This window comes from Methylopila capsulata, from assembly GCF_016907975.1.
Classification (GTDB): domain Bacteria; phylum Pseudomonadota; class Alphaproteobacteria; order Rhizobiales; family Methylopilaceae; genus Methylopila; species Methylopila capsulata.
The window spans coordinates 49,631-69,865 of record NZ_JAFBCY010000003.1; the positions used below are offsets into that span (position 1 = coordinate 49,631).

Below are 20,235 nucleotides of genomic sequence, written 5' to 3' on the forward strand. Positions count from 1 at the left end.
GAGCGACCGATGGACGCCTTCGTCTCGCTCGCCGGCGGCCTCGCGGTCGCGTTGCAGCCCATGAACTTGGCTTTCTGCCTGATCGGCGTGACGCTCGGCACCGCCGTCGGCGTGCTCCCCGGCATCGGGCCGGCGCTCACCGTCGCGCTGCTGCTGCCCGTCACCTTCAAGCTCGACCCGGCAGGCTCGCTGATCATGTTCGCCGGCATCTACTACGGCGGCATGTACGGCGGCTCGACCTCGTCGATCCTGCTCAACACGCCCGGCGAAAGCTCGTCGATCGTCACTGCCCTCGAAGGCAACCTGATGGCCCGCTCGGGTCGCGGCGGGCCGGCGCTCGCGACCGCCGCCATCGGCTCCTTCGTCGCCGGCGCCATCGCGACGCTCGGCCTCGCGCTGCTCGCGCCTTACGTCGTCAGCGTGGCGCTGGCGTTCTGGCCGGCGGACTACTTCTCGCTGATGATCCTCGCCTTCGCGACTGTGTCCGCAGCCTTCGGCGACTCGGCGCTGAGGGGGCTCACCAGCCTGTTCCTCGGCCTCGCGCTCGGCCTCGTCGGCATCGACCTGATGTCCGGCCAGGCGCGGCTCGACTTCGGCGTGCCGGACCTGCTCGACGGCGTCGAGGTGACGACCGCGGCCGTCGCGCTGTTCGCCATCGGCGAGACGCTGTTCGTGGTCTCGCGCAAGGGCGCGGCCGACGAGACCATCGAGCCGATCAAGGGCTCGCTCTGGATGACGCGCGAGGACTGGGCGCGCTCGTGGAAGCCGTGGCTGCGCGGCACGGCCTTCGGCTTCCCCATCGGCGCCATGCCGGCGGGCGGCGCCGAGATCCCCACCTTCCTCAGCTACGCCACGGAGCGGCGGCTGACCAAGCACCCGGAGGAGTTCGGCAAGGGCGCGATCGAGGGCGTGGCGGGGCCGGAGGCCGCGAACAACGCCTCCGCCGCCGGCACGCTCGTGCCGCTGCTGACGCTCGGCCTGCCGACCTCCGCCACCGCCGCCATCATGCTGGCGGGCTTCCAGCAGTACGGCCTGAACCCCGGCCCGCTGCTGTTCGCGGCCAAGCCCGACCTCGTCTGGGGCCTGATCGCCAGCCTGTTCGTGGCGAACGCGCTGTTGCTGATCCTCAACCTGCCGCTGATCGGGCTGTGGGTGCGGCTGCTCTCGATCCCGCGGCCGTGGCTCTACGGCGGCATCCTGGTGTTCGCGACTCTCGGGACGCTGGGCGCAAACCCCTCGCTGTTCGAGCTGGGCTCTCTTCTGGCGCTCGGCCTGCTGGGCTTCGGCCTGCGCGTGTTCGGCTATCCCATCGCGCCGGTCGTGATCGGCCTCATCCTCGGGCCCATGGCCGAAGTGCAGCTCCGCCGCGCGCTCGCCATCAGCCAGAACGACTGGAGCGTGCTGATCACCTCGCCCATCTCCGCCGTGCTGCTGACGATCGCGGCGCTCGCGGTGATCCTGCCGATCGTGCTGAAGACCCGCGAAAAGGGCATCACCTTCGGCGAGGACGACTGACGCCTCAGCCCTTGGTGCGGAGCGTCGAACGGCCGCCGTCGACGCCGAACACCTGGCCGGTGATCCAGGAGGCCTCCTCCGACAGCAGGAAGGCGCCGAGCGCCGCGACGTCCTCCGGCCGGCCGAGCCGCGGCAGGGCGTGCATCGCGGCGATGGCGGCGGACATCTGGTCCGACCCGGTCAGGGGCGCGGCGAGCGGCGTCTCGGTGAGCGAAGGCGCCACCGCGTTGACGCGGATCTTGGGCGCAAGCTCCGCGCCGAGCGCCCGGACGAGGCCCTCGACCGCCCCCTTCGCCATCGCGACCGAGGCGTGGTTGGCGAAGCCCTGCTGGGCCGCGACGGTGGAGAACAGCAGCACGGCCGGCGTCCCCGTGGCGCGCTTCAACGCGGAGAGCGCCGCCTGCACAGCCTTCGCCGCGCCCAGCGCGTTCAGGCGGAAGTCGGTTACGAAGTCGTCGGTCGTGAGCTTGGCCAGCGGCTTCAGGTTGATGGTGCCGACGGCGTAGGCCAGCCCGCCCAGCGCGCCCTCGCCGGCCGCCTCCACGGTCGCGCGCCCGAAGGTCTCGTCATCCAGCACGTCCCCCGCCGTGAAGGTCGCGCCGAGCTCTGCGGCCAGCGCCGCGAGCTTGCCCTCGTCACGGCCCGCGAGATGCAGCGCGACCCCTCGCCCATGAAGCGCCCGCGCGAGCGCCGATCCGACGCCGCCCGCGCCGCCGTAGATGAGCGTCCTGTCCGTCATGCCGTCTCCTAAGGTCCGAGGTGTCGCCCCGGTCGTTACGAGACCCACGACTGCGCGGTTCAAACGAGGGAGATCCGCCTGTGCCCAAGGGCGTCGCGAAATCCGACCTGCCGACCAAGACCTGCGCGGCCTGCGAGCGCCCATTCGCCTGGCGGAAGAAGTGGGCGAAGGACTGGGAGGCGGTGCGCTACTGCTCAGAGCGCTGCCGGAGGACGGGAGCGAGCGCGAAGGGCGGCGTGAAAGCGCTCGGCTGACCTGCGGACTTCAGCCGCCCGCCCTGAGCGCGCTCAGCGCCTCGGGCGTGTCGACGTCGAGCAGCACGCCGGCGTCCTCGACCTCGACCTCGCGCACCGCCTCGACATTCGTTCCGAGCAGGTGCCGGCCGCCGACGTCGCCCTCGACCGCCTGAAGCTCGTCGAAGAAGCGTCGGCCCCACAGCACCGGGTTGCCTCGCTTTCCCGCGCGCACGGGCAGCACGACGTGCGCCCCCGCCGCGGGATCGAACGCCTTGGCGAGCTGCGCGACGAGGGCCGACGACACCCGCGGCATGTCGCCCAGCATGACGAGCGCGCCGTCGACGCCGGGCGCGAGCGCCGAGAGCCCGGCCTTGAGAGAGGTCGACAGGCCGTCCGCGAAGGCCGGGTTTTCGACGAAGCGCACGGGAAGGCCCGAGAGCGCGCGCTCGACCTCGGCGCGCTGGTGACCGACCACGACCACAACCTCCGACAGCTTAGCGCCCACCGCCGCCTCGACCGCGTGGCGCACGAGCGCGCGGCCTTCGACCACCTCGAGCAGCTTGTTCGGGCCGCCCATGCGGCTCGAGCGCCCCGCCGCGAGCACGAGACCTGCGATCTTCGCCCGGCCCTCCTCGCGGATGGCGCGCGGCTGCGGGCGGGAGACGATCTCCATCAGCAGGCCGCCGACGCCCATGCCCGTCAGGTCGTCGCCGCTGACGGCGAGGCCCGCGAGCAGGCGGTTCAGCACCCAGTCGAAGCCGTTCTCCTTCGGGCTTCGGGCGCAGCCCGGCGCGCCGATCACCGGCGCTTCGCCGATCCGGCCAAGCAGCAGCAGGTTGCCCGGATCGACCGGCATGCCGAGCCGGTCGACCGCCCCGCCGATGGTCTCGATCGCCACCGGCACCACGTCGCGGCGGTCGGTGATGGCGGAGGCTCCGAACACGATCACCAGCTCGGGCTGAAAGCGCGACAGCTCGACGAGCGCGCGGGCGAGGCTCGCTTCGTCGTGGGGCACGCGAAGTTCAGCGACAACGCGCGCGCCCGCGGGCGCAAGCCGGCGCTCCAGCGTGGCGATGGTCTTGTCGACGACTTTGGGCGCGAGGCCGGGCAGCAGCGTCGAGACCACGCCCACGCGGCTAAGCGCGAAGGGCGCCAGCCGGACGAGCGGCCCCCGCGCCCGCGCGGCGCCCTCCGCGCGGGCGACCACGGCCTCGTCGAGCGCGAACGGGATGATCTTGACGGTCGCGACCATGGCGTCGGCTGCGACGGCGGCGTGCTCGGCCAGGGTCGCGAAGGTGACGTCCTCGTCGATCCGGTTGAGCGCGTCGACGCCGGCGCGGTCCACCACGAGCACGCCCGCGCGTTCGGCGAACAGGTTGGCGCGGCCGGTGAACGGCGCGTCGACGCGCACCCCCTCGCCCACCAGCGCCCGCGCGATCCGATGAGCCGCCTCGTTCTCGGGCACGTCGTCGGTCCCGAGCGCCGCCACCACGATCTCGCTGACGCCCGCTCGACTGAGTTCCGCCACGTCGGCGAGGGTCACCACCGCGCCCTTCTTGAGCACGAAACCGTCGGCGCGGATCGCGTGCGCGGCGACCGAGCCGACGGCCTTCTCGACAGCGACAGAACCGAACTTCACGCCCGGCGCTCCTCGGGACGGCGTAGCGCCGCGACGACTTCGGCGAGGATCGCGACTGCGATCTCCGCGGGACTGGCCGCGCCGATGGACAAGCCAATCGGCGCCCGCACGCGGTCGAGTGCTTCCTCGGACGCGCCGGCCGCGGCGAGACGGTCCCGCCGCGCCGCGTGGGTCTTCCGGGAGCCAAGCGCGCCCACGTAGAAGCAGCCGGCGTCGAGCGCGGCCTTCAGCGCGGGGTCATCGATCTTCGGGTCATGGGTCAACGCCGCGAAGGCGGTGAACGGGTCGAGCGCCAGCCCGGGCAGCACGACGTCCGGCCACTCCGCCCTGAGGTCCACGCCCGGGAAGCGCTCGGAGGTCGCGAAGGCGGTGCGCGGGTCGACGATCGCCACGGCGAAGCCGACCGCCGCCGCCATCGGCGCCAGCGCCTGCGAGATGTGGACCGCGCCGGTGACGACCATGCGCGGGGCGGGAACGTGGGCGGTCAGAAACCAGCGCGCGCCGTGCGCCTCGACGACGCCGCTCCGGCCGGAGCGGAGCGCCGCGCGGATCTCCGCCTCGAGCGGATCGCCCGCGGGGTCCCGCACAAGCCGCTGGGCGCCGCCGGGAAGCTCGGTGACGACCACGGCTGCGCGGCGGGAGGCGCGCGCCGCGTTGAGCTCGGCGAGAAGCTCGAGCCTCATGCCTTGGCCGCCGCGAGCTTGACGCCGAGGCCGACGAGCAGGGATCCCGCGAGCCACCGCACCGCCCGCCCGCCGCCTCCGGACCGCTTCATCTTGCCCACGACGAACGACGCCGCGAGCACGGTGACGACGTCGGCCGAGGAGAAGGTCAGATTCACGATCGTTCCAAGGATCAGGAACTGCGCCCACAGCGGGAAGGCGGCGGAGGGATCGACGAACTGCGGTAGGAAGGCGATGAAGAAGATCGCGACCTTGGGGTTCAGCAGCTCGACCAGCACGCTGTCGAGGAAGGCGCGGCGGCCGGACTTCGGCGCGGCGGCGGGCGTCGCGTCGGTCGCCTCCTTCGGCCGGCGGAACATGCCGATCCCGAGCCAGATCAGATAGGCCGCGCCGGCGAACTTCAGCGCGAGATAGGCTTCCGGCACGTGCCGGAACACGGTCGACAGGCCCGCCGCGGCGGCGATGACGTGGGCGTAGCAGCCGATGTGGATGCCGAAGGCCGCCATGAAGCCGGCGCGCCGGCCCCGCGCCAGCGTCTGGGCGGCCGTGTAGAGCAGCGCAGGGCCGGGAAAGTAGGCGAAAAGCGCCGTCGCGACGGCGAAGGCGAGCAGCGTCTCGAGCGGCGGCATGTCAGGCGACCTTCTCCACGAAGACACGGATGCGGCCGCCGCAGGACAGTCCGACGCGCCATGCGGTCTCGTCCGCCACCCCGAACTCCAGCATCCGCGGCGCGCCGTCGGCGATGACCTCGGCCGCCTCCGCGACCACGGCGCCCTCCACGCAGCCGCCGGAGACGGAGCCTTCGAAGCGGCCGTCGCCGTCGATGACCAGATGGCTGCCGACGGGGCGCGGCGCGGAGCCCCAGGTTTCGACGACGGTTGCGAGCGCGACGCCGCGGCCGGCGCGCGCCCACTCCTCCGCGATCGACAGCAGGTCGGCGCCGGGGGTCATGGGGAAGCCTTTCAGTACCTCAGAGCCATTCAGATAGCGCGCCCTGCGCCGGCTTGCGAGACGCCGGCGCTACTCCGTCTTCGGCGTCAGAGCGAGATCCTCCAGCAGGGCCCGCATCCGACGTTTGGCGTCGAGGCCCGTGACGTCGTCGCCGCCCTTCTCGACGGCCGCGAAGACCGTGGTGCGGCGGCCGCGGTCGACCCAGCCCACCGCCCAAGCTGTCTTCGCCCCGTCAGCCGGGCCGCACGCGCCCGTTTTCCAGGCGACCAGGCCGTCCGGGATCGAATCGTAGGGGATCACCTCGACCGTCCGCGCCTGAGACTCCGCCGACGTCGGCAGCTCTCCCCGCTTGAGGCGGGCGAGGAAATCCACCTGCTCGACCGGGCTGATGCGCGGCCCGCCCGGGCTTTCGCCCAACGCCATCCGTTCGATCGGGGTCGCGACGTCCGGCGCGCCGTAGCGCAGCGCCGAGAGCGACCTGCCGAAGGCGTCCGGTCCGATCCGCCGGGCGATCTCCTCGTAGACCCAGGGCACCGGCGTTCGGAACGCATCCTTGAGCGTCACGCCCTGCTCGGGCGGCATGCCCTCGCGACGGATTGGCGTGTTGGCGTCGGGCGCGAGGCCGCGGTCGAGCGCGATCACGGTGACGGGCACGTCGAAGGTCGCGCAGGGCGGAAGCCGATCGGCGCAGACCTGCGCGTCGGAGGTGCGCGGCTCGGCGCCGGGAGCCACGTCGCGCAGCGTGACGCAGGCGTCGACGCCGGCGAAGGCCCGCGCGTAGGCGGCGGCGAAATCGGACGCAGGGCCCTGCGGCGCCTCCTGCGCCTGCCCTGCGAGCGGGGCGCTCGCGAGGGCCAAGGCGATGATCAACGTCGAGCGATACGCCATGCTCAGTAAGTCGCCCCCTGCCGAACGGGCGCAGCCCGGCGCCCGCATCTTGCTGTGGCCGCCGATCCGCGCCACCCGCATCGTCCGATCACCCGATCCACATCGTCGAGCGGCGACGATAACGTCCCGATTCAGCCCCGCCCAGAGCGTTTCGCTGCGAAGCGGGGCGCAATACGCCCACGCTGCATACGACGCCGCTGGGGAATCGGCTCAACGGTCCGACGGTTGTCCACGTGCAATCCGACATTTCAGCGGCCATGACGCGCTGCACGCGTTGTCGGCGCGCACGACCCGCGCTAGAACTGCCTAAGACGCGCGCTCGCCTATCCGAAGGGCGCCGGCCGCCCGTGACCATGAGGGAACGACGCGAAGCGCATGGAATATTTTCTCCAGCAGCTCATCAACGGCGTCACGCTCGGCTCGATCTACGGGCTCATCGCCATCGGCTACACGATGGTCTACGGCATCATCGGCATGATCAATTTCGCCCATGGCGACGTGTTCATGGTCGGCTCGTTCATGGCGTTGATCGTGTTCCTGGCGCTGCTCGCGCTTGGCGTCACCTTCATGCCGCTCGCGCTGCTGATCGTGCTGATCCTCGCGATGGCGCTCACCTCGCTCTACGGCTGGACGGTGGAGCGCATCGCCTACCGGCCGCTGCGCGGCTCGTTCCGCCTCGCGCCGCTGATCTCGGCCATCGGCATGTCGATCTTCCTGCAGAACATGGTGCAGGTGGCCCAGGGGGCGCGCGTGAAGCCGCTGCCGCCCGTGATCACCGGCGGCTACCAGTTCGGCGCGGCGGACGGCTTCGTCGTCAACGTGTCGAACGTGCAGGTCATCATCGTGGTGACGACCATCGCGCTGATGGTGGCGTTCTCGCTGATCGTCTCCAAGACGCCGCTCGGCCGCGCCCAGCGCGCCTGCGAGCAGGACCGCAAGATGGCCGCGCTGCTCGGCGTCGACGTCGACCGCACCATCTCGCTGACCTTCGTCATGGGCGCGGCGCTCGCCTCGGTCGCAGGGCTCATGTACCTGCTCTATTACGGCGTCATCGACTTCTACATCGGCTTCGTGGCGGGCGTGAAAGCCTTCACCGCCGCCGTGCTCGGGGGCATCGGCTCGCTGCCCGGCGCCATGCTCGGCGGCCTTCTGATCGGCCTGATCGAGACGTTCTGGTCGGCGTATTTCACCGTCGAGTACAAGGACGTCGCGGCGTTCTCGATCCTCGCGATCGTGCTGATCTTCCTGCCCTCCGGTCTGCTCGGACGGCCCGAGGTCGAGAAGGTCTGATGGCGGACCCTCACGCCGGCGCCGGCGCGCCTTCCGTCTTCGCCGTCGCGTTCAAAGACGCGGCTTTCGCGGCGCTGGTCGCGCTCGGCCTCGCAGCCCCCATGCTCGGCCTCGTCACCGTCCAGACCCAGAGCGGCATCGAGCTCGAGCAGCACTGGGGCAAGGTCGCGATCGCGGTAGCGATCGTCTTCGCCGGACGCCTGCTGCTGAACCTCACGCTGTGGCGGCCCGGCCGGAAGAAGTCGCTGGGCTATGTGCCGCCGAAGGTCGAGGCCCGGCTCGCGCGCTTCGCCAAGTACCTCGCGCCGCTCGCCATCCTCGGCGCGGTGGTGATGCCGATGCTGCCCTTCACCGAGCGCTACGCGATCGACCTCGGCATCCTCGTGCTGACCTACGTGATGTTGGGCTGGGGCCTGAACATCGTCGTGGGCCTCGCAGGCCTGCTCGACCTCGGCTACGTCGCGTTCTACGCCGTCGGCGCCTACTCCTACGCCCTGCTCGCGCAGTATTTCGGCCTGTCGTTCTGGGTCTGCCTGCCGCTCGCCGGCATTCTCGCCGCCTTCTGGGGCGTGATCCTCGGCTTCCCCGTGCTGCGGCTGCGCGGCGACTACCTCGCGATCGTGACGCTCGCCTTCGGCGAGATCATCCGCATCGTGCTGCTGAACTGGTACTGGTTCACCGGCGGCCCGAACGGCATCTCCGGCATCCCGCGGCCGAGCTTCTTCGGGCTCGATTTCGACCGCGGCGACGACGGCTTCGCGGCCACCTTCGGCCTGACCTACTCGCCGCTGCACCGGATCGTGTTCCTGTACTATCTGATCCTGGCGCTCGCGCTGCTCACGAACGTCGTCACGATCCGGCTGCGCCGCCTCCCCATCGGCCGCGCCTGGGAGGCGCTGCGCGAGGACGAAATCGCCTGCCGGTCGCTCGGCATCAACACCGTCAACACCAAGCTCACGGCCTTCGCGCTCGGCGCGATGTTCGCGGGTTTCGCCGGCTCGTTCTTCGCGACGAGACAGGGCTTCATCAGCCCCGAAAGCTTCGTGTTCATGGAGAGCGCGCTGATCCTCGCGATCGTCGTGCTGGGCGGCATGGGCTCCCAGTTCGGCGTCGCGGTCGCGGCGGTGGTGATGATCGGCGGCTTCGAGCTGTTCCGCGAGTTCAGCGACTACCGCATGATCACCTTCGGGCTCGTCATGGTGCTGATCATGATCTGGCGCCCGCGCGGCCTGGTCTCGACGCGCAGCCCGTCGGTGTTCCTCAAGGAGAAGAAGGCGATCTCCGGCTCCCTCGTGCAGGAGGGCCACGGATGATCGACGACACGCCCGCCCTGCCGCCGGAGCTGCTGCTGCGGGTCGAACGGTTGACCATGCGCTTCGGCGGCCTGACCGCGGTGAACGACGTCTCGTTCGACGTCCGCCGCGGCGAGATCACCGCGCTCATCGGACCGAACGGCGCCGGCAAGACCACGGTCTTCAACTGCATCACCGGCTTCTACAAGCCCACCGTCGGCCGCCTGACGCTCGCGTCCAAGGAGGGTCCGCTGCTGCTGGAGCGGCTGCGCGACCACCAGATTTCGCGGAAGGCCAACGTCGCTCGCACCTTCCAGAACATCCGCCTGTTCGGCGGCATGACCGCGCTCGAGAACCTGCTGGTCGCCCAGCACGCGCCGCTGATGAAGGCCTCGGGCCTCACGGTGCTCGGCGTGCTCGGGATCGGCGGGTTCAACAAGGCCGAGCGGGCCGCGATCGAGAAGGCCAAGGTCTGGCTCGAGCGCATCGGCCTGATCGACCGCGCCGACGACCCGGCCGCCGACCTGCCCTACGGCGACCAGCGCCGGCTCGAGATCGCGCGCGCCATGTGCACCGAGCCGGTGCTGCTCTGCCTCGACGAACCCGCCGCCGGCCTGAACCCGCGCGAGTCGCTGGAGCTCAACGCCCTGCTGCGCTCGATCCGCGACCAGGACGACACCGCCGTGTTGCTGATCGAGCACGACATGAGCGTGGTGATGGAGATCTCCGACCACGTGGTCGTGCTCGACTACGGCAAGAAGATCTCCGACGGCGCGCCGCTCCACGTCCGCAACGACCCGAAGGTCATCGCCGCCTATCTCGGCGTCGAGGACGAGGAGGTCGAGAAGGTGGAGAGCGAGATCGCGGTGGAGGCGACGTCGTGACGGAGCCCCTGCTCTCGATCCGCGGCGTGACCGCCTACTACGGCGCGATCGCCGCCCTGAAGGGCGTGGACGTCGACGTCGGCGAGGGCGAGATCGTCACGCTGATCGGCGCGAACGGCGCCGGCAAGTCGACGCTGATGATGACGATCTTCGGAGCCCCGCAGGCTCGCGACGGATCGATCGTCTACGACGGGCAGGACATCACCCGAACGCCGACGCACAAGATCGCGCAGCTCAAGATCGCCCAGTCGCCCGAGGGGCGGCGCATCTTCCCGCGCATGAGCGTGATCGAGAACCTCAAGATGGGCGCGGCCGTCACCGGCTACGCCCATTACGAGGCGGACCTCCAGCGCATGTTCGACATCTTCCCGCGGCTGAAGGAGCGCGCGAACCAGCGCGGCGGCACGCTCTCGGGCGGCGAGCAGCAGATGCTCGCCATCGCCCGCGCGCTGATGAGCCGGCCGCGCCTGCTGATGCTCGACGAGCCCTCGCTCGGCCTCGCGCCGCTGATCGCCAAGCAGATATTCGCCGTGATCGCGGAGCTCAACCGCACAGAGGGTCTGACGGTCTTCCTCGTGGAGCAGAACGCCTACCACGCGCTCAAGCTCGCCCACCGCGGCTATGTGATGGTCAACGGCCAGATCACGCTGTCCGGCGCCGGCCGCGAGCTGCTGGAGCGCGAGGAGGTCCGCGCGGCCTATCTGGAGGGCGGGCGCTGATGGCTTCGACGAAGGCGCAGGCTCCCCTCCCCCTTGCGAGGATGGGTTGGGGGTGGGGGTCGTTCAGGATGAGCCGCGGTCTGCGCCGCATCTCGACGCCTGACCTCGCCGCCCTTTCCGGCGCCACCCCCACCCCGGCCCTCCCCGCAAGGGGGAGGGAGAAGGAAGGGCGCACGCCATGGGCCTGATCTGGGAAATCTCGCTTTCCGAATTCCTGTTCGTGACCGTGTTCCTCGGCGGCGGCGCGGCGTGGCTCGCGGGCCGGGCCGTCGCGGGCTCCTGGGAGCCGGCGTGGAAGGTCGCGGCCTGGATGATCCCGCTCGCGGCGGCGGTGCGCTTCATCCATTACGCGCTGTTCAGCGGCAGCCTGCTGACGCTGCACTATTACGTCGTCGACCTTGCGGTCCTCGTCGTTCTGGCGCTCGCCGGGCACCGTGTGCGGCTCGTGCGGCAGATGACGCGGCAGTACGACTGGCTCTACGAGAGCGCCGGTCCCTTCGGCTGGCGCGCCAAGGCCGGCCGATGACAAGATTCCGGCCGGCACTCACGCGATCGCTGCGTGACAGGCCGACGGCGACGCGCAATCAATGGACGGCGCGCGGGCGGCGAGATCCGCGGACGTCCGGAACAGCCTTTCGCATCAGGGGAGAATTCTCATGAAGACGCGTCTTTCGGCCGGTCTGGTGACCGGTCTCGCGCTGGCGCTAGCGACGCCGGCCTATGCGGACGTCACGATCGCGGTCGTGGGTCCGATGACCGGCTCCAACGCCGTCTATGGCGCGCAGATGCGCAACGGCGTCGAGCAGGCTGTCGCCGACATCAACGCCGCCGGCGGCGTCAACGGCGAGAAGCTGGTGCTGAAGGTCGGCGACGACGCCTGCGACCCGAAGCAGGCGGTCAACGTCGCGAACCAGATGGCCGGCGAAGGCGTCAAGTTCGTGGTCGGGCACTACTGCTCGGGCTCGTCGATCCCGGCCTCGGCGGTCTACGCCGAAGAGGACATCATCGAGATTTCGCCGGCCTCGACCAATCCGGTGTTCACCGACAAGCGCGCGGGACCGTCGATCTACCGCATCTGCGGCCGCGACGACCAGCAGGGCGCGGTCGCCGGCAAGTACATCGCCGAGAACTTCAAGGGCAAGAAGGTCGCGATCCTTCACGACAAGTCGGCCTACGGCAAGGGCATCGCCGACGAGACGCTGAAGGCGCTGCAGGCGGCCGGCGGCAAGGAGACCCTCTACGAGGCGATCACCGCGGGCGAGAAGGACTACTCCGCTCTCGTCTCCAAGCTGAAGCAGGCCGGCGTCGAGGTCATCTATCTCGGCGGCTACCACACCGAAGGCGGCCTGCTCGTCCGCCAGTTGCGCGAGCAGGGCGTGAACGCGCCGCTGATCGGCGGCGACGCGCTCGCCACCAGCGACTTCTGGGCGATCACCGGCAAGGCCGGCGAAGGCACCCTGTTCACCTTCCCGCCGGACCAGCGCAAGCTGCCCTCCGCGGCCGAGGTCGTCGCCAAGTTCAAGGCCAAGAACTTCGACCCGCAGGGCTACACGCTCTACAGCTACGCCGCCGTGCAGATCTACGCCGACGCGCTGAAGGCCGCGAAGGCTTCCGACACCGAGAAGGTGCTGGCGGAGATGAACAAGGCCGACTTCAAGACCATCGTCGGCGACGTGAAGTTCGACGAGAAGGGCGATCCGACCGTCGCCGGCTACGTGTTCTACGAGTTCAAGGACGGCTCCTACGTCGAGAAGTGACGTCGGCCGCCTGACCCTGTCGAGGCCCGCCTTCCGAGGCGGGCCTTTTCCTTTGGCCGAGGCTTCGTCCGCCTGCGGGCCGCAAGCGCCATTGCCAAGCGCGGCGAAGCGGGGAGAATGCGCGCCATGTCGCACGCCCCCTCCCGTTCCGCGCTCCTCCTCGTCATCCTCGCCGGCCTCTACGGCGCCGCCGGCGTCGCGCTCGCGGCGGTCGCGGCGCACCGCCTGGACAGTCCCCTGCTTGGCGCCGCGTCGAACTTCCTGATGCTGAACGCCGCCGCGCTCGTCGCGCTGGCGGCGGCGGCCCACGCCTTCGCGGCCGGCGCCCGGCTCGGCGCGCCAGCCTGGGCGATCGCTCTCGGCACGCTGCTGTTCTGCGGCGACCTCACGCTGCGCGCGTTGAACGGCGCGAGCCCTTGGCCCATGGCCGCGCCGACCGGCGGGACGCTGATGATCCTCGGCTGGCTCGGCGTCGCGATCGGCGCGGCTCTCGCCGCCGCCGGCCGGTCGCCGCGGGCGTGAGCGCGGCGACCGTAGCCGTTCTCGGCATCTTCGCCGCGGACCTGACCTTTCGCGCCCGCCGCCTGCCGCAGCTCGGCGAAACGCTGCTCGCCGAAGGGTTCGTCCTCGGGGCCGGCGGCAAGGGCTCGAACCAGGCGATCGCCGCCGCCAAGGCCGGCGCGGGCGCTGCGCTGATCACCCGGATCGGCGCCGACCCCTTCGCGGCGGTCGCGCGCGCGGAATGGGCGGCGACCGGCGTCGACGCCGGCTTCGTCGTCACGGACCGCGCCCGCCCGACCGGCGCGGCCTTCATCTTCGTTCAGTCCGACGGCGGCGAGAACGCCATCATCGTCGAGCCCGGCGCCGGAGGCGCGCTGTCGGCGGAGGACGTGGACGCCGCGCGCGGCGTCATCGCCGGGGCGCGCGTGTTCCTGACCCAGCTCGAACAGCCGATCGAAGCCGCGCGCGCGGGCCTCCGGATCGCCCGCAGAGCCGGCGTCGCGACACTGCTCAATCCCGCGCCCGCCGCGCCGCTCGACGACGACCTGCTGGCGCTGTGCGACTACCTCACGCCCAATGAGAGCGAGGCGCGGGCGCTGACCGGCGTCGCCGTCGTCACCCTCGACGACGCGCGGCGGGCCGGCGACGCCTTGATCGCCCGCGGCGTGGGCTGCGCCGTCGTGACGCTCGGGGCGCGCGGCGCGCTCGTCCATGGGCCGGGCGTCTCCGAGATCGCGCCGGCGCTCGACGCCGGCCCCGTCGTCGAAACCACCGGCGCGGGCGACTGCTTCGCCGGCGCATTCGCCGCAGCGCTCGCCGAAGGCCGCCCGCCGCTGGACGCCGCCCGCTTCGGCTGCGCCGCCGCAGGCCTCTCGGTCACGCGGCCGGGCGCCGGGCGCTCGATGCCGACGCGCGCCGAGATCGACGCGCTGCTCGATCGCAAGCCCCGGCTTGCGCCGAAGCCTGGGCTTGCGCCCTGCGACTGAACGCCGTCTCGTGGCGCAACGTCGATCGACACAGCAGGACCACGCGAGCCATGGCCGAGACCTCTTCCGCGCCGAGCCTTCTCGTCGAGCGCCGGGGCGCCGTCGCGCTGTTCACGCTCAACCGGCCGTCGCGCATCAACGCCTTCACGCCGGAGCTGCTCGCGGCGCTGGCCGCGGCCTTCGACGCGGCGGAGGCCGACGCTACGGTGCGCGCCATCGTGATCACCGGCGCCGGCCGCGGCTTCTGCTCGGGCCAGGACATCGGCCTGATCGCGACGCTCCCGCCCGAGGAGCGCGACGTCGGCCGCATCCTCCGCGAGTTTTACGAGCCGGTGATCGCCAGGATGCGCGCCTCGCCGCTGCCCGTCGTCACCGCCGTGAACGGCGTCGCGGCCGGCGCCGGCGCGAACTTCGCGCTGCTGGCGGACATCGTCGTCGCGGGGCGCTCGGCCGAGTTCGTGGAGGCCTTCGTGAAGATCGGCCTCGTGCCGGACGTCGCCGGCTCCTGGACGCTGCCGCGGCTCGTCGGCGCAGCCCGCGCCAAGGCGCTCGCGCTGCTCGCCGAGCCGATCAAGGCGGAGACGGCGGAGGGCTGGGGGCTGATCTGGAAGGCGGTCGACGACGACCGGCTGCTGGACGAGGCCTTCGCGATCGCCGAACGGCTCGCCGGCCAGTCGGCCAGCGCGACCGCCCTGACCAAGCGCCTGCTGAACGCCTCCCCCGGCAACGACCTCGAGGCCCAGCTCGCCCTCGAGCGGGAGCTGCAGACGGAAGCCGCCGCCTCCCCCGACCACGCCGAGGGCGTCCGCGCCTTCATGGAAAAGAGGCCGCCGGCATGGTCCGAGCGGAGTTGAGCGGCCGCACGCCGGCGTCCGCCTTGCGCCGGCCCGCGCCGCGGGCCTAAACCGAACGCCCTGATTCCCTCTCGTCCGACGGAGCTTCCATGCGCGCCGAGGATCCCCAGCTCGTTCGTCTCGCCGACTATCGCCCGTCGGACTTCCTGATCGACACGGTCGATCTCGACGTGAACCTCGACCCGCACGCGACGCGGGTGACGGCCCGGCTCAAGGTTCGGCCGAACCCGGAGGGGCGCGAAAACGCGGCGCTCGCGCTCGACGGCGATGAGCTGAAGCTGGTCTCGGTCGCGATCGACGGCGCCGAGCTTGAGGCCGACGCGATCGAGGTCTCGCCGGAGCGGCTCAGCATCGCCAACCCGCCGCGCGGACCGTTCGAGCTCACGATCGTCACCAAGATCGATCCCACCGCGAACACGCGGCTGATGGGGCTCTACCGCTCCAATGCCTCCTACACCACGCAGTGCGAGGCCGAGGGCTTCCGCCGCATCACCTACTTCCTCGACCGGCCCGACGTGCTGGCGGTCTACACCACCCGCATCGAAGGCCCGACGGACGAGACTCCGCTGCTGCTGTCGAACGGTAATCTGATGGAGACCGGGCCGGCCGGCCGCGGCCGGAGCTACGCGGTCTGGCACGACCCGCACCCGAAGCCGTCCTATCTGTTCGCGCTGGTCGCGGGCGACCTCGCCAAGGTCTCCGACACCTTCGTCACCCTGTCCGGCCGCACGGTCGCGGTGGAGGTGTTCGTCGAGCACGGCAAGGAAGATCGCGCGCCCTACGCCCTCGACGCCATCAAGCGCTCCATGCGCTGGGACGAGGAGGTGTTCGGCCGGGAGTACGACCTCGACGTCTTCATGGTCGTCGCCGTGTCGCACTTCAACATGGGCGCGATGGAGAACAAGGGCCTCAACGTCTTCAACGACAAGTACGTGCTGGCGTCTCCGGAGACCGCGACCGACGGCGACTACGCCAACATCGAGGCGATCATCGCCCACGAATACTTCCACAACTGGACCGGCAACCGCATCACCTGCCGCGACTGGTTCCAGCTGTGCCTGAAGGAAGGCCTGACCGTGTTCCGCGACCAGGAGTTCACCTCCGACACGCGGTCGCGGCCGGTGAAGCGCATCCAGGACGTCCGGGCCTTGCGCGCCGCGCAGTTCGCCGAGGACTCGGGGCCCCTCGCCCACCCCGTGCGACCGCAAGCCTACGCCGAGATCAACAACTTCTACACGCCGACGGTCTACGAGAAGGGCGCCGAGGTCATCCGCATGCTGAAGGTCCTGATCGGACCGGAGGCGTTCAAGGCCGGCATGGATCTCTACTTCGACCGCCACGACGGCCAGGCCTGCACCATCGAGCAGTTCATCGCCTGCTTCGCGGAGGTCTCCGGCCGCGATCTCGGCCAGTTCATGCTCTGGTACCATCAGGCCGGGACGCCCGAGGTGACGATCCGCACCGCCTACGACGCGGCGGCGAAGACCTTCACGGTGACGGCCGCGCAGCGCGTGCCGGCGACCCCTGGCCAGCCGACCAAGCAGCCCGCCGTCGTCCCGATGGTCACGGGGCTTGTGGGCCCGGACGGCGCGGACATGCCGCTGGTGATAGCCGGCGCGCCCGCCGGCCCCGTGTTCGCGCTGACCGAGGCGGAAACGACGCTGGTGTTCGAGCAGGTTCCCGTCCGCCCAGCGGCCTCGCTGTTCCGCAACTTCTCGGCGCCGGTGAAGCTCTCGACCGACCTCACGGACGACGACCTGCTGTTCCTCGCGAAGTCCGATTCCGATCCGTTCAACCGGTGGCAGGCCGGCCAGACGGTCGCGCTCCGCAACCTCGTCGCCCGGGTCGACGCGCAGCGCGCCGGCGCGCCCGCGCCGGAGGAGCCGCGGCTCGCCGAAGCGGTCGCCCGCGCCTTCGATCCGAGCGAGACCGACCACGCCTTCGCGGCGCAGGTGGCGGCGCTGCCGAGCGAGGGCGACGTCGCCCGCGAGATCGGAGAGGACGTCGACCCCGACGCGATCCACGCCGCCCGCGCGGCGCTGAAGCTCGACCTCGCCCGCCGGCTCGCGGGCCCGCTCGCGGCCGCCTTCGAGCGGCTGGTCGACGAAGGCCCCTATTCGCCGGACGCGGCCTCCGCCAGCCGCCGCGCGCTGAAGATCTCGGCGCTCGACTATCTCGCCGCCGGCGGCGCGCCGGACGGCGTGGCGCGCGCCAAGGCGCTCTACGACGGCGCGACCAACATGACCGATCGCATCATGGCGCTGCAGGTCCTGTCGCTCTCAGCGTCGGACGCGCGCGACGCCGCGCTCGCCGACTTCCACGACCGCTACAAGAGCGATCCGCTGCTGATCGACAAGTGGTTCCTGATCCAGGCCTCCGCGCCGCTGCCGGACACGCTGGACCGGGTCCGCGCGCTGATGACGACGCCCGCCTTCGACATCCGGAACCCCAACCGCGTGCGCTCGCTCGTCGGGGCCTTCGGCTCCGGCAACCCGACGCAGTTCAACCGGGCGGACGGGCTGGGATACGCCTTCGTCGCCGAGGTGGCGCGGGAGCTGAACGGGACGAACCCACAGGTCGCCGCCCGTCTTCTCGGCGCGTTCAAGACCTGGCGGGCGCTGGAGCCGGTCCGTCGCGGCAAGGCCGAGGCCGCGCTTCGGGCAGTCGCCGCCGCTCCCGGCCTGTCGCCGGACGTCGGCGACATCGTCCGGCGCGCGCTTGGATGAATCCATCATTCGGTCAAGTGATTCATCCGACTCACGTTTTTCGTCTGCGCTCTCAAAAGTAATTAACCGGGGGTTAATTCGCACTAGACAGCCACGGCAGGTATTGATTCTAATAGCCAAGTCGAATCGGGCTGTCGGGATTATCTCCGGTCGACGTCATCACTCGTCGATCGGAAGGACACACGCGATGGCGCGCGCCAACGTGGCAGGCATGCCTGCGCGCAGCTTCAGCGTAAAAGGCGTGGCGCGGTCCATCGGCCGCCCCGCCTACCGTCGCCTGCTCTCCGCCGAACCTTTCCTTCGCAAGCTTGTCCCCGCGCTGATCATCGCCTTCCTGCTGATCGTCGGCGTGGGCGCGGTGATGCAGACCATCGACGCCCGCGCCCGCGCCCTGCGCGCCGCCGCGGACGAAATGTCGATGCTGGCGGCCGTCGCAGCCTTCGAGGCGCCGCCGGTCATGGAGCGCGGCGGCGACGTCGGGCGACGCCTCGGAGCCGTGCTCCCCGGCAACGCCGGCGAGCGCGGCCGGCGCTACTACATCTCCGACGAAGGCGGCCGCATCGTCGCCGCCTACGGCGCGCCCGAGGGATCGCTGCCGGCCGACCTCGTCACCCTGCTCGGCGCAGCGCAGCCGCTGACCACCTTCGGCGAGCGCGCCGGCGTGATGACGCTGACGCTGCCGGACGGCGCGCCGGCGCTCGCGACGGTCCGCAATCTCGGCCAGGGCCGGCTCGGCCAGATCGCCATGGTCCAGGACGTCGAGGCGGCGCTGGAGCCCTGGCGTTCGGCTACCGCGAGCTCGGTCGCTCTCTACGCCTCCACCAGCTTCGTGCTGGCGCTGCTCGGCGTCGCCTTTCACTGGCAGTCCGCCCGCGCCCGGCAGGCCGACCAGATCTACGACCACGTCCGCCAGCGCATCGACACGGCGCTCTCGCGCGGCCGCTGCGGCCTGTTCGATTGGGACATCGCCCGCGGCCGCATCTTCTGGTCGCGCTCGCTGTTCGAGCTTCTCGGTTATCCCCCGCGCGACGAGCTGGTGTCGTTCGGCGAGTTCAACGCCCTGATCCATCCCGACGACGGCGACTTCTACGCCCTCGCCGACGAGGTCGCCCGCGGCGTCACCACCAACATCGATCGCATGTTCCGCGTGCGCGACGCCCGCGGCCAGTGGATCTGGCTCCGCGCCCGTGCCGAACTGGTCCGCAACCGCGGCGACGACGGCCCGCGGCTGATCGGCATCTGCGTCGACGTCACCGAGCAGCGAGCGCTGCAGGAGCGCACGGCCACCGCCGACATGCGCCTGCGCGACGCGATCGAGACCATCTCCGAGGCCTTCGTGCTGTGGGACAGCGAAAACCGCCTCGTCATGTGCAACTCGAAGTTCCAGCAGCTCTATGAGCTGCGCGAGGAGGCGATCCTGCCGGGCGCCCACCGCGAGGCGATCATCGCCGCGGGACGGCAGCCGGTGATCCTCAACCACGTGAAGCCGGACGGTCGCACCGAGGAAGGCGCGCGCACCTACGACGCGCAGATCGAGGACGGCCGCTGGCTGCACATCAACGAGCGCCGCACCAAAGACGGCGGCTTCGTCTCGGTCGGCACCGACATCACCTCGCTGAAGCGCCAGGAAGAGCGGCTGATGGAGAGCGAGCGCGCGCTGATGGCGAACGTCGCCGACATGCGCAAGTCGCGCCAGACGCTCGAGGTCCAGGCCCAGCAGCTCGCCGACCTCGCCGAGAAATACGCCGAGCAGAAGAGCCAGGCCGAAAGCGCCTCCAAGGCCAAGTCCGACTTCCTCGCCAACATCTCGCACGAGCTCCGGACGCCGCTGAACGCCATCATCGGCTTCTCCGAGATCATGGAGAGCGGGATGTTCGGGCCGCTGGGCTCCGACAAGTACCATGAGTACTGCCGCGACATCCGCGAGAGCGGCCAGCACCTGCTGGACGTCATCAACGACGTGCTCGACATGTCGAAGATCGAGGCCGGCCGCTTCCGCCTGACGCACGAGACGATCGACATCGACAAGGTCGTGCTGGAGGCCATGCGCGTCATCACGCCCCGCGCCGAGGAGAAGTCCATCGCGCTCAGGGCGGAGGCCGCGACCGGCGTGACGGTCGAGGTCGACCGCCGGGCGCTGAAGCAGATCCTGCTCAACCTGCTCTCGAACGCGGTGAAGTTCACGCCCGCCGGCGGCCGGGTGACGGTGCGCACCCGCGCGGTGGGCGGGGCGCTCAACCTCTACATCGAAGACACCGGCATCGGCATCCCGAAGGACGCGCTGCCGAAGCTCGGGCGGCCGTTCGAGCAGGTGGAGAGCCAGTTCTCCAAGAGCCACAAGGGCTCCGGCCTCGGCCTCGCGATCTCGCGCTCGCTCACCGAACTCCACGGCGGCACGATGCGCATCCGCTCGACCCTGCAGGTCGGCACCGTGGTGCTCGTTCGCCTGCCGGTCCGCGCCGACCGGGCGATCGAGCCCGAAGAGAAGATCGCCTGAAGCCGCATGGAGCGGCCGTGTTCGCGTGAACGCGACCTGCGTTCCACGCTCCGTCGGCGCACGGGCTTGTCCCGAGGG

At 70.8% G+C, this 20,235-nt stretch carries 19 protein-coding genes; 13 read left to right on the forward strand and 6 right to left on the reverse strand.

Annotated elements, in window-relative coordinates:
• Positions 1 to 9 precede the first annotated feature (9 nt).
• Positions 10 to 1,515: a tripartite tricarboxylate transporter permease gene (locus tag JOD31_RS11465; protein ID WP_204950497.1), complete on the forward strand. Its 1,506-nt coding sequence runs from the start codon at positions 10 to 12 to the stop codon at positions 1,513 to 1,515.
• Between the two features lie 4 nt (positions 1,516 to 1,519).
• Here JOD31_RS11465 and JOD31_RS11470 read toward each other — a convergent pair whose 3' ends face one another.
• The gene (locus tag JOD31_RS11470; protein ID WP_204950498.1) at positions 1,520 to 2,254 is read right to left on the reverse strand and encodes an SDR family NAD(P)-dependent oxidoreductase; all 735 of its coding nucleotides are present in this window, start codon (positions 2,252 to 2,254) and stop codon (positions 1,520 to 1,522) included.
• An 80-nt stretch (positions 2,255 to 2,334) separates the two neighbouring features.
• On the opposite strand from JOD31_RS11470, the gene JOD31_RS11475 reads away from it, so the two are divergent.
• Positions 2,335 to 2,508: a DUF2256 domain-containing protein gene (locus tag JOD31_RS11475; protein WP_204950499.1), complete on the forward strand. Its 174-nt coding sequence runs from the start codon at positions 2,335 to 2,337 to the stop codon at positions 2,506 to 2,508.
• A gap of 10 nt (positions 2,509 to 2,518) precedes the next feature.
• On the opposite strand, the gene JOD31_RS11480 is transcribed toward JOD31_RS11475, so the two are convergent.
• From JOD31_RS11480 to JOD31_RS11500, 5 genes are all read right to left on the reverse strand, one after another.
• A complete protein-coding gene (locus JOD31_RS11480; RefSeq protein ID WP_204950500.1) occupies positions 2,519 to 4,129 on the reverse strand; it encodes an NTP transferase domain-containing protein in 1,611 nt (536 codons plus the stop codon).
• The gene (locus JOD31_RS11485) at positions 4,126 to 4,812 is read right to left on the reverse strand and encodes an XdhC family protein (RefSeq protein WP_204950501.1); all 687 of its coding nucleotides are present in this window, start codon (positions 4,810 to 4,812) and stop codon (positions 4,126 to 4,128) included. The genes JOD31_RS11480 and JOD31_RS11485 overlap by 4 nt, the downstream gene beginning before the upstream one ends.
• Positions 4,809 to 5,441: a LysE family translocator gene (locus JOD31_RS11490; protein WP_204950502.1), complete on the reverse strand. Its 633-nt coding sequence runs from the start codon at positions 5,439 to 5,441 to the stop codon at positions 4,809 to 4,811. The genes JOD31_RS11485 and JOD31_RS11490 overlap by 4 nt, the downstream gene beginning before the upstream one ends.
• Position 5,442: 1 nt before the next feature.
• Positions 5,443 to 5,763: an XdhC family protein gene (locus JOD31_RS11495; RefSeq protein WP_204950503.1), complete on the reverse strand. Its 321-nt coding sequence runs from the start codon at positions 5,761 to 5,763 to the stop codon at positions 5,443 to 5,445.
• A gap of 69 nt (positions 5,764 to 5,832) precedes the next feature.
• A complete protein-coding gene (locus tag JOD31_RS11500) occupies positions 5,833 to 6,651 on the reverse strand; it encodes a penicillin-binding transpeptidase domain-containing protein (protein WP_204950504.1) in 819 nt (272 codons plus the stop codon).
• Positions 6,652 to 7,026: 375 nt separating this feature from the next.
• Here JOD31_RS11500 and JOD31_RS11505 point away from each other — a divergent pair, with 375 nt between their 5' ends.
• From JOD31_RS11505 to JOD31_RS11555, 11 genes are all read left to right on the forward strand, one after another.
• Complete coding sequence (locus JOD31_RS11505) at positions 7,027 to 7,941, forward strand: ABC transporter permease subunit (protein ID WP_204950505.1); 915 nt, start codon at positions 7,027 to 7,029, stop codon at positions 7,939 to 7,941.
• Positions 7,941 to 9,254 carry a high-affinity branched-chain amino acid ABC transporter permease LivM gene (gene livM, locus JOD31_RS11510; protein WP_204950506.1) on the forward strand — a complete coding sequence of 438 codons (1,314 nt, stop codon included), beginning with the start codon at positions 7,941 to 7,943 and terminating at the stop codon, positions 9,252 to 9,254. Before JOD31_RS11505 ends, livM begins: the two co-directional genes overlap by 1 nt.
• Complete coding sequence (locus JOD31_RS11515; protein WP_204950507.1) at positions 9,251 to 10,117, forward strand: ABC transporter ATP-binding protein; 867 nt, start codon at positions 9,251 to 9,253, stop codon at positions 10,115 to 10,117. Before livM ends, JOD31_RS11515 begins: the two co-directional genes overlap by 4 nt.
• The gene (locus JOD31_RS11520; RefSeq protein ID WP_204950508.1) at positions 10,114 to 10,836 is read left to right on the forward strand and encodes an ABC transporter ATP-binding protein; all 723 of its coding nucleotides are present in this window, start codon (positions 10,114 to 10,116) and stop codon (positions 10,834 to 10,836) included. Before JOD31_RS11515 ends, JOD31_RS11520 begins: the two co-directional genes overlap by 4 nt.
• A 178-nt stretch (positions 10,837 to 11,014) precedes the next feature.
• Complete coding sequence (locus tag JOD31_RS11525) at positions 11,015 to 11,362, forward strand: DUF6867 family protein (RefSeq protein WP_204950509.1); 348 nt, start codon at positions 11,015 to 11,017, stop codon at positions 11,360 to 11,362.
• 130 nt (positions 11,363 to 11,492) lie between these two features.
• Positions 11,493 to 12,593, forward strand: a complete 1,101-nt coding sequence (locus JOD31_RS11530) for a branched-chain amino acid ABC transporter substrate-binding protein (RefSeq protein ID WP_204950510.1) — start codon at positions 11,493 to 11,495, stop codon at positions 12,591 to 12,593.
• A gap of 126 nt (positions 12,594 to 12,719) precedes the next feature.
• Complete coding sequence (locus tag JOD31_RS11535) at positions 12,720 to 13,115, forward strand: DUF423 domain-containing protein (protein WP_309299049.1); 396 nt, start codon at positions 12,720 to 12,722, stop codon at positions 13,113 to 13,115.
• Positions 13,112 to 14,080, forward strand: a complete 969-nt coding sequence (locus tag JOD31_RS11540; RefSeq protein ID WP_204950512.1) for a ribokinase — start codon at positions 13,112 to 13,114, stop codon at positions 14,078 to 14,080. The genes JOD31_RS11535 and JOD31_RS11540 overlap by 4 nt, the downstream gene beginning before the upstream one ends.
• A gap of 50 nt (positions 14,081 to 14,130) precedes the next feature.
• Complete coding sequence (locus JOD31_RS11545) at positions 14,131 to 14,934, forward strand: enoyl-CoA hydratase-related protein (RefSeq protein ID WP_204950513.1); 804 nt, start codon at positions 14,131 to 14,133, stop codon at positions 14,932 to 14,934.
• Between the two features lie 89 nt (positions 14,935 to 15,023).
• Positions 15,024 to 17,660 (forward strand): aminopeptidase N, encoded by a 2,637-nt coding sequence (gene pepN, locus JOD31_RS11550; RefSeq protein ID WP_204950514.1) that lies wholly within the window; start codon positions 15,024 to 15,026, stop codon positions 17,658 to 17,660.
• A 187-nt stretch (positions 17,661 to 17,847) separates the two neighbouring features.
• Positions 17,848 to 20,157, forward strand: a complete 2,310-nt coding sequence (locus tag JOD31_RS11555; protein WP_204950515.1) for a PAS domain-containing sensor histidine kinase — start codon at positions 17,848 to 17,850, stop codon at positions 20,155 to 20,157.
• Positions 20,158 to 20,235 lie beyond the last annotated feature (78 nt).